Here is a 15,948-nt window from a genome sequence, read left to right on the forward strand (position 1 = left end):
CTCGCATCGTCGAGCGATCGCCCCCGCTCGCGAGGCCGACGGGCGCGCGGCGCGCCTCAAGGTACGCCCGCGCATGTCGTCGTGGGAAGCCCGCTCGCGTCCGCTGTCCTCGATGCGCGACGGCGAGGCCGCCAGGAGCGATGGCCCCTCGCGCGACGGCGCGCCGGCCGCCGACGGGGGCCTCGACGCGCGCGGCGTATGCGCGGGCGCGGTGAAACGCCTATGCTCTCGTCCTCGCTCTCGCCGGCCTCGCCACGGCGGTCTCGATATCAGCAGCAACGTAGCTTTGTAGGGGTGATGGAAGATGTCCACCGAGCTGACCGTCAAGGAGCCGGGCAGTCGACCGTCCGACGCGGGCGAGGGGGATCCGCGGGAGCGCTCCGCGTCGTCGCGTTCGCAGGCCACGCCGCCGCCGTCGGCCGGCGCCCGGATCGGGCACTACGAGCTGCTGCGCGAGCTCGGGCGGGGCGGCATGGGCGTCGTGTTCCTGGCGCGCGACACGCGGCTGGCCCGACTGGTCGCGATCAAGCTGCTGACGAAGCTGAACAGCACCGGGGTGCAGCGGTTCCTGATCGAGGCGCAGGCGACAGCGCGCTGCAAGCACGAGCACATCGTGACGATCCACGAGGTGAACGAGCACGACGGGTATCCGTACATGGTGCTCGAGTACATCGAGGGTCAGAGCCTCCGCGCCTGGATGAAGCAGCGCAAGGCCGCAGACGACGACGAGGAGCTGGGGACGGCGCCCCTGCCGCCCAGCCTCGCGGTCGACCTGATGGTCCCGGTCGTGCGCGCGCTCTCTCGCGCGCACGCGTCCGGCATCATCCACCGCGATCTGAAGCCCGAGAACATCATGCTGGAGGCGTCGGGCGCGATCAAAGTCGTCGATTTCGGCATCGCCAAGCTGCGCGAGGACGAGGTGAGCCTCGCGCTCGCGGCCGAGCGCCCCGACGCCGGGGACACGCGCCTGACGCGCGACGGCGCGGTGATGGGAACGCTGCCGTACATGTCCCCCGAGCAGTGGAGGGGGAGGGGGATCGACCAGTCCAGCGATATCTGGGCTGTGGGCATCATGCTCCACGAGCTCGTGCTCGGGGCGCACCCGCTCGCGCCGGTCAGCATGGAGAGCCTGCTCCGCGTGGTGATCCCCGACGAGGAGATGCCCGAGGTCGGCGCGCGCCACCCGGAGCTCGGCGCGCTCGCGGCGATCATCGATCGCTGCCTGTGCAAGCGAAAGGCGGAGCGCTTCGCGTCCGCCGAGGAGCTCCTGAGCGAGCTGTTGCCCCTCTTGCCGGGGCGCCGGGAGATCCACCTCGGCGCCGACGAGAGCCCTTTTGCTGGCCTGTCGTCGTTCCAGGAGGGCGACGCCGACCGCTTCTTCGGCCGCGCGCAGGACCTCGCGGGCGTGGTCGCGCGCCTGCGGAGCCAGCCGCTGCTCGCGATCGCGGGGGCGTCGGGGGTGGGGAAGTCGTCGCTCGTGCGGGCGGGGGTGATCCCGGCGCTCAAGCGCTCGGGCGAGGGGTGGGAGGCGATGGTGCTGCGGCCCGGGCGCGAGCCGCTGGGGGCGCTCGCGCAGCTCCTCGGCCACCCCGCGGTGGCGCCGGGCGCAGCCGCGCTCACCCCGCAGGGCGGCGCCGCGACGGGCGCCGTCTCGGCCGAGCGGCTGCGGGCCGAGCCCGGCCTCCTCGGCGCCGCGCTGCGCGCGTGGGCCGACGGCGGGCAGCGGCGCCTCTTGCTGTTCATCGATCAGTTCGAGGAGCTCTTCACGCTCGGCGCCCCGGCCGGCGAGCGCGAGGCGTTCCTCGCCTGCCTTGAAGGCATCGCCGACGACGCCTCGTCGCCGCTCCGGGTCGTCCTGTCGGTGCGGTCGGATTTCCTCGAGCGGATGGCGGAGCACGAGCGCTTCATGGCGGCGATGCTCCGCGGCCTCGTGTTCCTGCGGCCGATGGGGCGCGAGGGGCTGCGCGAGGCGCTCGTGAAGCCGGTGGAGGCGGCGCGGCACGAGATCGAGGACCTGGCGATGGTCGAGGGCGTCCTCGACGCGCTGGAGACGACGCGGGGCGCGCTGCCGCTGTTGCAATTCACCGCGGCGAGGCTGTGGGAGATGCGCGACCGGGGGCGCCGGCTGCTGACGCGGGCGAGCTACGAGGCGCTCGGCGGCGTGGCGGGCGCGCTGGCGAGCCACGCGGACACGGTGCTCGCGGGGATGAGCGAGCGGCAGGCGAGGCTCGCGCGGGCGGTGCTGGAGCGGCTCGTGACGCCGGAGCGGACGCGGGCGGTGGCCAGCCTTGGCGAGCTGTGCGAGCTGCCCGGGGACCCGGGCGAGATCGAGCGGGTGGTGGGCCTGCTCGCCGACGGGCGGCTCCTTGCGATCGAGAAGGGGAGCGACCGCGCGGGCAGCGCGGTGGAGCTCGTGCACGAGTCGCTCATCGAGCGGTGGCCGACGCTCAGGCGCTGGCTCGACGAGAGCCAGGAAGACGCGGTGTTCCTGGACCGGCTGCGCGCGGCGGCGCGGCTCTGGGACTCGAGCGGTCGCGCGGCGGACACGCTCTGGCGCGGCAAGGTCGCCGAGGAGGCGCGCGGCTTTCGGGAGCGCCACCGGGGGGAGCTGCCGGAGCGGGAGCGGCTCTATCTGGACGAGGTGCTGCGGCTCGCCGATCAGATGCAGCGCCGGCGCCGGCGCATCGCCTCCGGGATCTTCGCGGGCATGTCGCTCCTCGTCGTCGCCGCCGGGATGGGGATCGTGAAGGTGACCGGCCAGAACCGGGTGATCACGGCGCAGCTCGACGAGATCCGGCGGAAGGAGGACACGCTGACGAGGGCGCTCGCGAGCGAGGCGGCGCAGCGGAGCGCGGCGGAGCGGGCGCGGCAGGACAGCGAGGCGGAGCGGCGGCGGGCCGAGCAGATGCAGCGGGAAGCCGAGGAGGCGCGGGACCGCGCCGAGGCAGAGGCCGAGCGGGCCCGCGTCGCGGCCGGCCTGGCGCGCACGGCGCGGGACGAGGCGCAGCGGTCCGAGGCCGGGGCGCGGAGGGCCGAGGTGAAGGCCACCCAGGAGGAGCAGAGGGCCAGGGCGGCGGCCGAGGCGGCGCTGCGGAGCAAGCGCGAGCAGGAGCAGCTCATCGAGCGGACGGTGGGGACGATCGGCGAGCAGCTCGATTAGCCGGCGCGCGACGCCGGCGCTTCAGCGGGAGGGGAGGCTCCGCCGCTACTGCGGCGGCGCCGTCCGAACGTGACGGAAGATCGCGTCCTCGTAGCCCACGACGAAGGCGTGATGGCCTGCGCCCCACATGCGGTGCAGACCGAGGTTCGTCCCGGAGTCGAGCTTCAGCCAGGAAATGCCGTCATGGTGCAGGAGCGTGCCTTGCGCACCGACGACATAGACGTCCCGTGGCCCGCGCCCCCACACGCCGGACAGGAAGGCTGACGCAGGGGACTCCATCGCCTGCCAGGCATGGCCATCATAATGCAAGATGACACCATTGCCGCTGACGGCGAACAAATCCCGTGGCCCGCTCCCCCAGACGCCGGTTAACTGGGTCTCGATGGACACATCCATGAGCTGCCAGCTTCGGCCGTCGTAGCGCAGGATCGTGCTGTCGATGCCGACCGCGAAGATGTCGTCTGGTCCGCTCCCCCACACGTCTTGCAAGTGGGCTCGCGTGGGTGATTCCATCGCTTGCCAGCCCCGGCCGTCGTAGTGCAAGAGGGTGCCGCTCGTGCCGACGGCGAAGACGTCCAGCGGGCCGCTCCCCCACACGCCGCTCAGAGATTCCTCTGTGGTCGAAGCCATGTCCTGCCAGCCGCGACCATCATAGTGCACGATCGTGCCTGTGTCGCCGACAGCAAAGACGTCGTGCGGCCCGCTCCCCCACACGCCATGCAGGAAATATCGCGTTGAACCCGTCGGTCGCCAGTCCATCAGCTGCCATGCCTGGCCGTCGTGATGCACGATCGCGCCCTCCAGCTGGGTGACATCCTCGCGAGCGGCGCCGACGGCAAAGACGTCTTGTGGTCCGCTCCCCCAGACACCGTGCAGCTCGAGGCTGAACGTCCCCTCGTGATCAGGTGGCTCCGGCGCGTCCATCGCCTGCCAGATCTGGCCGTCATGGTGCAAGATCGTGCCTGCGTCGCCGACGGCAAAGACATCCTGCGGCCCGCTCCCCCAGACGTCGAACATCTCTGCCAGCGTCGGCGACTCCATGATGTGGAGAGCCCGCCCGTGCTGGTGAACGATGCCGGGCCAGCCGACGGTGATGATGTCCTCTGGACCGCTCCCCCACACCCCCTGGGGCCAGAAGCCCAGGCTGTACAGATCCTCGAGGCTCCAGCGCTCGCCGTCGTAGTGTACGATGGCGTCTTCTCCTGCGACGAAGACGTTGTTCGGTCCGCTCCCCCAGACGCCGAAGAACTCCCGCTCCACGTCCTCGGGCAATTCTTCGATGCGCCACCGCTCGCCGTCGTACCGCAAGACCGTGTTCGCGCCGACGGCGAAGACATCGTGCGGCCCGCTCCCCCAGATGCCGTCCAGCCGTCTCGAGCTCGGAGAATCCATCAGCCGCCACCGCAGGCCGTCGTGGTGCAGGATCGTGCCGTTGCTGCCGACGGCGAAGACATCGTGTGACCCGCTCCCCCACACATGCTGCAATTGTTCATCTGTGGGCGATTCCATGGGCTGCCAGCGCTCGCCGTCGTAGTGCACGATCGTGCCGTAGTTGCCGACGGCGAAGACGTCGTGCGGCCCGCTCCCCCATACGCCGTTCAGTCGTTCGCTCGTTGGCGACTCCATGGGCTGCCAGAGTCGGCCGTCGTAGTGCGCGATCGTGCCGTGGTCGCCGACGGCGAAGACGTCGCGCGGCCCGCTCCCCCATATGCCGAGCAGGTCCTCCGATACGCCGCTCTCCTGGACGCTCCAGTTCCAGTCTCCGCACGGGTCCGTCGAGAAGCCGTCGCACGCGCTCGTGCAACCCGGCCGGCCAAAATCGAAGCGCAGCGCCGTGCAGGACAGGGGGACAGGCGCGTCGGGATCGCAGGTCTCGCCCTCCGCGATCTCCCCGTCGCCGCAGCGGCGCTTGCAGTCGTCGCGGCAATAGCCCCTCGGCGCCACGCTCGATTGCACGAGGCACTGCAGGTCCGCGGGCGGGTGCTCGCTGTCCCCGCAGTCGCAGTCCTCCCCGCGCACGGCGTCGACGATGCCGTTGCCGCAGCGCTCGTCCGACAGGCAGTCGGCGCTGCAGCCGTCGCCGCCGCGCTGGTTGCCGTCGTCGCAGGCCTCGCCCTCGTCGACCTGCCCGTTGCCGCAGCTGATGCGGCAGTCGGCGCCGCAGCCGTCGCCGCCGCGCTGGTTGCCGTCGTCGCAGTCCTCGTCGCTCTCCACGACCCCGTTGCCGCAGGTGTTCAGCCTGGCAGGGACGACGCACGCAGGTCTGCCCTGCCTGTCCTCGACGCAGGCATGGTCGATCGGACAGAAGCCCTCGCCGCACCGTAGGCCGCCCTGGAGGCACGCGCCCATGGCGGCGAGCAGCGCCGAGACGAACGCTGTCGCGGCCGCGTGACGAAGCGCCCAGCCGCCTCGCCGGCTGCCCGCGGCGTTTCCGTTCGGCTGCATGCACCGCCGGAGAGAAGAGGTCCCAGGCGAGCCCGGCGGGGCCCCCGCGCTCCCCGCCGCCCTCGGCGGCCTCAGCGCTGCTGCGCTCCGAACCGCGCCTTCGCCGCGTCCACCGCCGCCTTCGTCCACCGGTCGACCTCGTCGTCCGTCAGCGTCCGCTCCGCCGACCGGAACCACAGCGCGAACCCCAGCGAGTGCGTCCCGGCCGGCAGCTCGCTCCCGCGGTACCTGTCGAACAGCTCGACCTTCTCGCACCGCTCGCCGGCCGTCGTCCGCAGCACCTCGATGACCTGACCCGCCGGCACATCCAGCGGCAGCAGCAGCGCCACGTCGTGCCGCATCGCCGGGAACCGGCTCGGCTTCGCGGCCACCGGCGCCCTGTACGCCGCCGCCACCGCCGCCAGGTCGAGCTCCGCCGCCACGGCCCCGCTCGTGAGCTCCAGCGCGTCGCGCACGTCCGGGTGCAGCTCGGCCACGTACCCGACCTCCCGGCCGTCGAGCGTGACGCGCGCGCCCTTGCGCGGGTGCGCCCACGGCGGCGGCTCGCCCTCCAGATCGAACGCCGGGGCCACGCTGCCCGCGAGCTCCGCCAGCACCGCCTCGACGACGCCCTTGCCGTCGTAGAAATCGACGTCCTCGGGCCGCGTCAGGTAGCTGTCGCGCGACCCCACGAGCAGCACCGTGAGCCGGGTCGGCTCGTCGACCGGCGGCCGCTCGACCCGCGGCTGCTCGCCCGCATCGCCCGCCCCGCCCGCGCCGGCCGCCTCGCCCTGGCGCGCCAGGAACACCTGGCTCACCTCGAACAGCCGCACCCGCGGCACGTTGTACCGCTGCGACCGCTGCGCCACCGTGAGCAGCCCCGGCACGAGCGACGGCCGCATCACCGACTTCTCCTCGGAGAGCGGGTTGACCAGCCGCAGCAGCGACGCGCTGTCGTAGCGCGCCGCCTTCAGCTCCTGCGGCGACAGGAACGAGTACGTCACCGCCTCGTGCAGCCCGATCCCGGTGCAGATCTGCCGCACCCGCCGCCGCAGCCGGTAATCGCCCTTCGCCCCCGCCGGCGCCGCCGAGACGCGCGGCAGCCGGCTCGGGATCTTGTCGTAGCCGGCGACGCGCGCGACCTCCTCGATGAGATCGATCTCCTCGACGATGTCCGGCCGGTGCGCCGGCACCTCGACGAGCAGCCCATCCGCCTGCCGCTCCACGATCCGGATCCCGAGCGTCTCCAGGATCTCGCGCGTGTGCGCCGGGGCCTCGGCGCCGATGATGCGCTGGTACCGCGGCAGCCGCAGCGTCAGCCGGCGCGGCGCGCGCGGCGCGACGTACGCGTCGATCGCCTCGCCCGCGGCCTCGCCGCCGGCGAGCTCGCAGAGCAGCGCGCTGCCGCGGTCGCGCGACAGCGGCACCCCCGAGAGGTCGACCTCCCGCTCGAAGCGGTGCGACGCCTCCGTGTGGAAGCCGTACCGGCGCGCCGACCTGCGGATCCCGCGCGGCTCGAAGTACGCCGACTCGAGGAACACCCGCTGCGTCGTCGCCGTGACCCCGCTGTCCGCGCCGCCGATGACGCCGGCCAGCGCGACGACGCGCTCCGCGTCGGCGATCACCAGGTCGTCCTCGTTCAGGGACAGCTTCTTCCCGTCGAGCGCCGCGAACGTCTCGCCCGGCCGGGCCATCCGGATCTCGATCGGGAGGCGCAGCGTGTCGAGATCGAACGCGTGGAGCGGCTGCCCCCGCTCGAGCATCACGAGGTTCGTCGCGTCGACGACGTTCGTGATCGGCCGGACCCCGAGCCGGCCGAGGCGCACCCGCGCCCAGAGCGGCGACGGGCCCACGCGCACGCCCTCGATGACCTGGCCGGTGTACCGCGGGCAGCGCGCCCCGTCGCGCACCTCCACGCTCGCGCGCGCCCCGGCGCCGCTCGCCCGCGGCGGGGCCGCGACGACGGCCGGCGGCTGGAACGCGATGCCGAGCACCGCGGCCACGTCGCGCGCCACGCCGAGGTGGCCCAGCGCGTCGGGCCGGTTCGGCGTGACGCTGAGCTCGATGATCCAGTCCTCGAGGCGCGGCTCCCAGTCGAGCAGCGATTGCCCGGGGCGCCCGCCCTCGACGAGGAGCAGCCCCTCGTGGCTCGACCCGAGGCCGAGCTCGTCCTCGGCGCAGAGCATGCCGGCCGAGCTGACGCCGGCGACCGCCTTCTCGGTCAGCGTGACGAGCGCGCCGGTGCGGTCCACGACCTGCGCCCCCACGGGCGCATAACAGACGAGCGACCGGCCGCCCGGCTCCGGGACGTTCTGCGCGCCGCACACGACCTCGACGCCCTCGCCGGCGCCGCCGGCGTCCACGCGGACGAGCGTGAGGCCCTTCTTGCTCGGGTGCGGCCGCGTCCCGACGACGCTCGCGAGCACGACCGGGCGCAGCGCGGCGCCGACGTGCGTCACGCGGTCCACCTCGAGGCCGCCGCGGCCGAGCGCCGACGTCACCGCGTCGACGCCGGGATCGGCGCCGAGGATCTCTTGAAGCCACTTGTAGGATATCAACATGGGGAGTCGGGGCTGCGGCGCGCGGTGGCTCGGCCAGGGGGCTAGAGGCTTCCGAGGAAGCGGACGTCGTTCTCGTAGAAGGCGCGGATGTCGTCGACGGCGAACTTCATGTTGGCCGTGCGATCCACGCCGATGCCGAACGCCAGGCCCGTGTAGACCTCCGGGTCGATTCCGACGTTCCGGAGGACGGTCGGGTGGACCATGCCGCACCCGAGCACCTCCAGCCAGCCAGTCCCCTTGCACTGCGGGCAAGCGCGGTTCGCGCCGAAGCAGACGAGGCAGGACACGTCGAGCTCCGCGCTCGGCTCGGTGAAGGGGAAGTAGCTCGGCCGGAAGCGCGTCCTCGTGTTCTCACCGAACATCCGGCGGCTGTAGACCTCGAGCAGGCCCTTGAGGTCGGCGAGCGACACGTCGCGATCGACGACGAGCCCCTCGATCTGCACGAACATGGGGCTGTGGCTCGCGTCGTCGTCGCGGCGATAGACGACGCCGGGCGCGACGATCATCACCGGGGGAGGGTGGGAGAGCATCTCGCGCACCTGCACCGGGCTCGTGTGCGTGCGGAGGAGGACGTTCTGCCCCGGATCGCCCGCCACGTAGAACGTGTCGTGCATGTCCATGGCCGGGTGATCCGCCGGGAAGCCGAGGAGATCGAAGTTGTAGCGCGCGAGCTCGATCTGCGGCCCCTCGGCCACGTCGAAGCCGAGCCCGACGAAGATATCGACGATCTCGTCGAGCGTCCGCATGATCGGGTGCGGGCGCCCCGGCGCGCGCCAGCGGCCGGGCAGGGTGATATCGATCGGCGGCGCGGCGAGCTCCTGGTCGCGCGCTGTCCGCTTGATCCGCGCGGTGGCCAGCTCGCGGGCGCGCTCGACGCGGCCCTTGACGGCGTTGAGCCGCTGGCCGAGCTGCTTGCGCTCCTCGGGCGCCGCCCCCGGGAGCTGCTTCATCAGCGCATTGAGCGAGCCGCGGCGCCCAAGCAGGCTGGCATACAGGCGGTTCAGCTCATCGAGATCGCCGACGGCGGCGAACTGGACGTCCACCGTGCGATCGACCTCGTCGATGAGGCGGCCGAGTTCGGGACCACTCATTGCCGCCCCCTTACCCCAGGGACCATGGCAACGCAAGACGTGAGGTCCCGCGCTGGTCCGGCGCGTGCAGGACGTCCGGGCGCGAGCGCCGGCGGCGGAGCGCGCCTCGCCGCGAGGGGCGGGCCGCCAGCGCGCGCCCCGTCGTCCAGCCGGATCCGCCGACGCCGCGCCGCCCCACGCCCAACGTCGCCCCACGCGCAACGTCGGATGTCCACCGAGTCAACTCGAGGTTGACATCGCTCCGCCGGCGACGGCGCGGCCCGTCTCGGGATCTCCGCCTGGCGCAGCGATTGCAAAACCGCGGTCCATTTGGCGAGCGCCCCTCTGCGCCGCGCGGGGCCGCCGTCGAGGCCTGCCCGCCGCGGGCTGCCATCGGCCCTCCGGGCCGCCGCGCTGCGCCGTGCCGTTCAACCTTTCACGACAACCCCGATTCCGGCGTGCATCGATATGGACAAGAAAGCCTTTTCCTTCCTCGTGCTCGGTTGCCTGCTGGGGACCGTCATCACCTCCGGCGCCTTCTCGGTGCTGGCCCGCCCCGCGTCCGCGGAGGGCGCCGGCGAAAGGCGAGCTGCCGGCGCGACGAGCGCCGGCACGAAGCGAGTGGTCCTGAAGCTGTCGCACGCGCTCGATCAGGCGCATCCGGTGCACGTCGCCATGGAGTACATGGCGAAGCAGCTCGACAAGAAGTCGGGCGGCGCCGTGCAACTGCAGATCTTCCCGAACGGGCAGCTCGGCAGCGAGACCGAGAGCATCGAGCAGGTGCAGCGAGGCGCCCTGGCGATGGTCAAGACCTCGACGGCGCCGCTCGAGAGCTTCATCCCGGAGATGGCGCTCTTCGGGCTGCCGTACCTCTTCCGCGACGAGGAGCACTTCTGGAAGGTGCTCCTCGGCGACGTGGGCAAGGAGCTCGCCGCGGCCGGGACGAAGGTGGGCGTGAGGGGGCTCTGCTACTACGACTCCGGGAGCCGCAGCTTCTACACGATCGACGCGCCCGTCATGAGCCCGGCGGATCTCAAGGGCAAGAAGATCCGCGTCATGAAGAGCAAGACCGCGATGGACCTCGTCTCGCAGATGGGCGCCGCGCCGACGCCGATCGCGTTCGGCGAGCTGTATTCCGCGCTGCAGCAGGGGATGGTCGACGGGGCCGAGAACAACCCGCCCAGCCTCCTCACGAGCCGCCACTTCGAGGTCGCCAAGCACTACTCGCTCGACGAGCACACGAGCATCCCTGACATCATCCTGTTCAGCCAGAAGATCTGGGAGTCGCTGAGCCCCGAGGTCCAGGGGTGGATCCAGGAGGCGGCCGACGAGTCGGCCGTCTTCCAGCGCGAGGCGTGGAAGAAGAGCACGCAGGCGTCCCTCGACGCGCTGACCAAGGCTGGGGTGACCATCCACAGGCCCGACAAGGAGGCGTTCCGCGAGCAGGTCCAGCCCATGTACGACCGCCTCGAGGGCGCGGAGCTCGGCAAGCTCGTGAAGCGCGTCCAGGAGGTCAAGTGATGGACATCCAGGAGCGCGCGGTAGGGCGTCTGCTCGACGACGAGGAGACGAGCGCCCCCCGGGAGCCCCGGTCGCCCGCGCCGGCGCCGGGCGCGGGCCGCGACGGCCCGGCCGGCGCCGCTCGGGCCCCTCGAGCGCCGGCCGTCGTCGGGCCGCTGCACAGGCTGCACGCGGGGCTGATCAGGGTGCTGGAGGTCGTGCTCGTCGCCGCGTTCGCGGCGCTCACGCTCGACACCCTCTGGGGCGTCTTCTCCCGCTACGTGCTCGGCAACCAGAGCCGATGGACCGAGGAGCTCGCCGTCTATCTCCTGGTCTGGATCTCGCTCCTCGGCGCCGGGCTCGCCTACGGCGAGAGAGCGCACCTCGGCGTCGACTACTTCGTCGGCAAGCTGGATCCGGCGGCCCAGCGCGTCGCGGCGATCGCCATCGAGCTCCTCGTGGCGGCCTTCGCCGCGTTCGCGCTGATCTACGGCGGATGGACGCTCGTCATCAAGACGCTGGAGTCCGGGCAGGTGTCGCCCGCGCTCGACATCCAGGTGGGCTACGCCTACCTGGCCGTGCCCATCAGCGGCGCCTTCTTCCTCATGTTCTGCATCGAGAACCTGGTGGAGCTGTTCACCGGGCGGGCGTCGCCTAGGAGAGGCGAGCCTGTCACCGACACATGACCTTCCAGAACCGGACCTGCCATGGAAATCCAAGTCCTCATCCTGGTGTTCAGCTTCTTCGCGCTGCTCCTCCTCAACGTCCCGGTCGCCGTCTGCATCGGCCTGTCCACGGTGCTGACGGTCGCCTCGCTGGGCGACGTGCCCACGGGCTACATCGTGGCGCAGCGCATCTCGACCGGCATCGCCAGCTTCCCGCTGCTCGCCATTCCCTTCTTCGTCCTCTCCGGCCTGCTCATGGGCGAAGGCGGCATGGCCCGCAGGCTCATGGACTTCGCGAGCGCCGTGGTCGGTCGCTTCCACGGCGGCCTCTCGTACGTCAACACGCTGACGTGCATGCTCTTCGGGGCCGTCTCGGGCTCGGCGGCGGCTGCCGTCTCCTCCATCGGGGGCTTCATGATCCCGGAGATGGAGCGAAAGAACTACGGCCGGGAGTTCAGCGTCGCGCTGACCACGACCTCGGCCACCACCGGGCTGCTCATCCCCCCGAGCAACATCATGATCGTCTATGCCGTGGTGGCCGGGAACGTGTCCGTGGCCGCGCTGTTCCTGGCCGGCGTCGTCCCGGGCATGGTCGTGGGCCTGGCCATCATGGTCGTGGCGTTCCTGGCCAACCGCAAGCAGCCGGTGGGCGTTAGCGAGAAGGTCCCGCTCCGCGAGGTCCTGCGGAGCTTCGCCCAGGCGATCCCCAGCTTGCTCCTGATCCTGATCGTCATGGGCGGCATCCTCGCCGGGGTGTTCACGGCGACCGAGGCCAGCGCGGTCTCCGTGGCCTACGCGTTCCTGCTGGGGACGCTGTTCTATCGTGAGGTCAAGCTCAAGGACATGCCGCGCATCCTGCTCAAGTCCGCGAAGACCACGGCGGTGGTGATGATCCTGGTGGGGGCCAGCCAGGCCATGAGCTGGGTCCTCGCCTTCGAGCAGGTGCCCCAGAGCGTCAGCCAGGTGATGCTGGGGATCTCCCAGAGCCCGTTCGCGACGCTGCTCATCATCAACGTGCTCCTGCTCGTCGTGGGCACCTTCATGGACATGACGCCTGCGGTCCTGATCTTCACGCCCATCTTCCTCCCGGTCGTCACGGGGATGGGCATTGACCCTGTGCACTTCGGCGTCCTGATGGTCACGAACCTGTGCATCGGCCTGTGCACCCCGCCGGTGGGCACCTGCCTCTTCGTGGGCTGCGGGGTCGGCAAGACCACGATCGCCAGGGTGGTCCGGCCGATGATGCCGATGTTCGCCGCCATGATCGTCGCGCTCATGCTCATCAGCTACGTGCCCCAGCTCTCGCTCTGGTTGCCGGCACAGTTCAACCTCTGAGGCGCGGCCCCGCGGGCGCGGGGCGCACCGCGCGCCGCGCCGGAAGCGTGGCAACGCCGCTCTCGCCCCGCGCGCCGCCGGAGGAGCTCCGCTCCGGCGCTCCTCCAAACCCACCCTCGACTCACAGGCTCATCGAGCGCCCGCCGCGCCCGCAGGCGCGAACGCGCGACGGCGCCGGCCATTGCGCGCGTCAACCACGGCTGTCGCACATGTCAACTCGGGGTTTACGGCGTTGCGAGGGAAACTGCCTCTCGTCCAGGCGGAGCGCGCCAGGTCGTCGCCAGGGCGCCTCGGGGCACGTCCTGCGCTCGGGTCGGATCCGGCCCAGAGCCGCTGCGGACGGGCCTCGGCTCATCGCTCCAACCCGGGGCGTCGCGCGCGTCACGGCGCCGCGAACGCGGTGTGTGCCCTTGGCTCGTGGTTTGCACTCGTGGTGTGCAAACGTCTGCAGTCAAGCGTGGACGCTGCAAGCGCACCCCACGCGGAGCGAGCCACAGGACGTGCTGTCGGGCCTCGCGCGCCTCGACGACAGCCCCGCTGCTCGCGCTGGCGAAGCTCCAACCCCCCACGAGATCGGCGCCCCCTTGAACTCCATCGTCAATCGCTGTTGCCACCCTGGGCATGATGTTCACCGCAGCTCGCGATGCAGCGCGCGCTCATCCGACCGAGGCGCGGCCGCGTCATCTACCCGCCTCGCGAGCGCGCGCAGCCTGGCCTGCGCGCTCCTCGGCGCGGCCCTCTGCGCGCCCCCCGCGGTCGCGCACGCGCAGCCGCTGCCCCCTCCCGCGACGCCGGCGCCCTCGCCCGGCCAGGCGCCCGAGGCGCCGGACGCGCCGCCCGAGGCGCCGGACGCGCAGCAGCCCGGGGAGGACGCGTCGCAGGCCGTCGCGGCCAGGAGCGCCGAGCCCGCGCAGCCCGTGGCCCCGTCCCAGCAGCCGGTGACGAAGGAAGAGCCCAGCATGCCGCCGCAGGAGAAGGTGCCGGAGAGCGGGTTCTTCTTCGGCGGCGTCGGCCGGGCCGTCGCGGCCATGGACGGCGAGGGGAACGCGCCGCGCGACGCCGACATCGTCCTGAGGGGCTCGCGCCTCGACGAGTCCACGTTCGTCCAGCTCGACCTGGAGCGGCAGGACTACTGGCAATCCACGGGCGCCACCACGCGCGTCGCCGTCCGCCTGGTCGTGGACGCCCCGACGCTCCATTACAACAACGCGCGGCCGTGGAACATCAACATGTCGCTCCGCAACGCCTTCGTGGAGGAGCGCGATCTCGGCCTCAAGGGCCTGTCCGTGTGGATCGGCTCGCGCCTCTACCGCGGTGACAACAGCGAGCTGCTCGATTTCTGGCCGCTCGACTGGCTGAACACGCTGGGCGGCGGCGCGCGTTACGACCTGCCCTCGAAGCGCACGTACTTCGCCGTCCACGCCGGCGTCAACCGGCCGCTCACGCCGTATTACACGCAGGCGGTGGAGCGCCCGCCGGCGCTCAACCAGCCCGGCGTGGCGAACGTCAACGTCCTCGATCGCCAGCGGCTCATCTCGAGCTTCAAGGCGAGCCACACCGTCCCCGTCGGGGAGAAGGCGGGCGTCAAGGGCGTCCTGTACGGCGAGCTGCACACGACGCCCTCCGGCAGGCGCGAGACGGCGGAGGCCGGCGTCTTCGAGGACCTGCCGAGCGACTCGGGGTACGTCATCGGCGCCCAGGTCAGCCCGTTCACCGGCGTGGACAACGGGCACCTGCACCTGTTCCTCCGGTATGCGGGCGACCTCGCGGCGTACGGCGAGTTCGGCAGCCCCTTCCAGCCCGCGCCGGACGGCACCGCGTCCGGCGCGCACGAGCTCATGGTCACCCTGAGCGGCAATTATGAGACGGGGCCGCTCGGCCTCATGGCCTCGGGGTACGTGCGCTCGTTCCGCAACGCCAGCGCGGACTTCGATTTCAGCGATCTGGACGAGGGCATCTTCGTCGTGCGGCCGCACGTCTACCTGCGCGACTGGGGCGGTATCGCGGTCGAGGGGTCGTACCAGGCGCAGCGGCGCGGCAGGGTCCCGCCGCCGGCCGATCCCGCGGCGCCCGGCGCGCCGGCCGGCGCGAGCCACCACAGCGCGAGCGTCGTGCGCTTCGGGCTCGTGCCGTTCCTGAACGTGGCGGGCAAGGGCGACTTCAAGCGCCCGCAGCTCCGCTTCATCTGGCTCGTCACCCGGCGCGACGACGGCGCGAAGGCGCTCTACGCGCGGGACGACGTGTTCAGCCAGCGCTCGTGGGAGCACTTCATCGGCCTCAACGTCGAGTGGAACATCAAGGCGAGCCCGGCTTTCTGACGCGCGACGGAGCGTCGGGGCTCCGCCGCGCGACTTCGTAAACGCACTTAACCAATACAGCGGAAGGTCTCTTTCCATGAAGCCAGTGAATCCTCAGCAGGTCGTGGTCCGCGCAACGGCGTCCCACAAGGGGCGGATGCTCTCCGTGACGCCGGCCGACAGCCCCATGAAGCGCCTGCATTACGGCCGCATCCTGCTCGATCAGGCCGTCCCGAAGGCGCGCTTCGAGACCAACGGGCGCGAGGTCGGGCTCCTCTGCATGGCCGGCCAGTGCGTCGTGCAGGTGAACGGCGGGGACACGATCGGGCTCGGCCGGTACGACGCCGTTTACGTGCCTCGCGGATCGACGGTGGAGGTCAGCACGGGATCGTCGGTCGATCTCGTCGAGTGCGGCGCCGAGGTGGAGGGGGATTACCCGCTCCAGGTCGTGCGCTACAGGGATATCGAGCAGGACCCGGCGCTCAAGTTCACGGCGGGCGGCGACGCCACGAAGCGCGAGCTCAGCATCCTGATCGGCAAGAACGTGGACGCGGGTCGCATCGTCGCCGGGTTCACGCGCTCGGCCCCGGGGAACTGGACGAGCTGGCCGCCGCACGAGCACACCGAGATCCTCGAGGAGATGTACGTGTACTTCGACATGCCGCCTCCGGCGTTCGGCGTGCAGCTCGTCTACACGACCCCGGAGTCGCCCGAGGTGGTCACCGTGGTCCGCGACGGCGACGCCGTCCTGATGCCGGCCGGCTATCACCCGAACGTCGCGGCGCCCGGGCACGCGATCAACTTCATCTGGCTCATGGCCGCGCACCGCGAGCGGGAAGATCGGGTGTTCGGCGTGGTCAACGTGCAGCCGGAGTTCAGCCAGCGCGGCTCTGGCCTCGAGGCGAGCCTCAAGTAGCCACCGCGGGGGCGAGCCGG

At 71.6% G+C, this 15,948-nt stretch carries 9 protein-coding genes; 6 read left to right on the forward strand and 3 right to left on the reverse strand.

Annotation, left to right across the window (positions count from 1 at the left end; translation table 11 throughout):
• The first annotated feature begins 304 nt into the window (after positions 1–304).
• Positions 305–3,160, forward strand: coding sequence for an nSTAND1 domain-containing NTPase (locus WMF24_RS17755; RefSeq protein ID WP_437737607.1), 2,856 nt, complete (start codon positions 305–307; stop codon positions 3,158–3,160).
• A gap of 45 nt (positions 3,161–3,205) precedes the next feature.
• On the opposite strand, the gene WMF24_RS17760 is transcribed toward WMF24_RS17755, so the two are convergent.
• The 3 genes from WMF24_RS17760 to pheS form a co-directional block, all read right to left on the reverse strand.
• On the reverse strand, positions 3,206–5,605 hold the full coding sequence (locus tag WMF24_RS17760; RefSeq protein ID WP_437737608.1) for a glucosyltransferase-I: 2,400 nt from the start codon (positions 5,603–5,605) through the stop codon (positions 3,206–3,208).
• Between the two features lie 71 nt (positions 5,606–5,676).
• Positions 5,677–8,145 (reverse strand): phenylalanine--tRNA ligase subunit beta, encoded by a 2,469-nt coding sequence (pheT, locus tag WMF24_RS17765; RefSeq protein WP_437737609.1) that lies wholly within the window; start codon positions 8,143–8,145, stop codon positions 5,677–5,679.
• 41 nt (positions 8,146–8,186) lie between these two features.
• Complete coding sequence (gene pheS / locus WMF24_RS17770) at positions 8,187–9,236, reverse strand: phenylalanine--tRNA ligase subunit alpha (protein ID WP_437737610.1); 1,050 nt, start codon at positions 9,234–9,236, stop codon at positions 8,187–8,189.
• Positions 9,237–9,683: 447 nt separating this feature from the next.
• Here pheS and WMF24_RS17775 point away from each other — a divergent pair, with 447 nt between their 5' ends.
• The 5 genes from WMF24_RS17775 (at position 9,684) to WMF24_RS17795 (ending at position 15,928) form a co-directional block, all read left to right on the forward strand.
• Positions 9,684–10,736 (forward strand): TRAP transporter substrate-binding protein, encoded by a 1,053-nt coding sequence (locus WMF24_RS17775; protein ID WP_437737611.1) that lies wholly within the window; start codon positions 9,684–9,686, stop codon positions 10,734–10,736.
• Entirely contained in the window at positions 10,736–11,401 is a 666-nt protein-coding gene (locus WMF24_RS17780; RefSeq protein ID WP_437737612.1) for a TRAP transporter small permease, read from the forward strand. The genes WMF24_RS17775 and WMF24_RS17780 overlap by 1 nt, the downstream gene beginning before the upstream one ends.
• A gap of 21 nt (positions 11,402–11,422) precedes the next feature.
• A complete protein-coding gene (locus tag WMF24_RS17785) occupies positions 11,423–12,715 on the forward strand; it encodes a TRAP transporter large permease (RefSeq protein WP_437737613.1) in 1,293 nt (430 codons plus the stop codon).
• A gap of 584 nt (positions 12,716–13,299) precedes the next feature.
• Positions 13,300–15,033 carry a carbohydrate porin gene (locus WMF24_RS17790; RefSeq protein WP_437737614.1) on the forward strand — a complete coding sequence of 578 codons (1,734 nt, stop codon included), beginning with the start codon at positions 13,300–13,302 and terminating at the stop codon, positions 15,031–15,033.
• A 76-nt stretch (positions 15,034–15,109) separates the two neighbouring features.
• Entirely contained in the window at positions 15,110–15,928 is an 819-nt protein-coding gene (locus tag WMF24_RS17795) for a 5-deoxy-glucuronate isomerase (protein WP_437737615.1), read from the forward strand.
• Positions 15,929–15,948: the final 20 nt, after the last annotated feature.

Source organism: Sorangium sp. So ce1335 (assembly GCF_051521615.1).
In the GTDB taxonomy this organism is placed as follows: Bacteria; Myxococcota_A; Polyangia; order Polyangiales; family Polyangiaceae; genus Sorangium.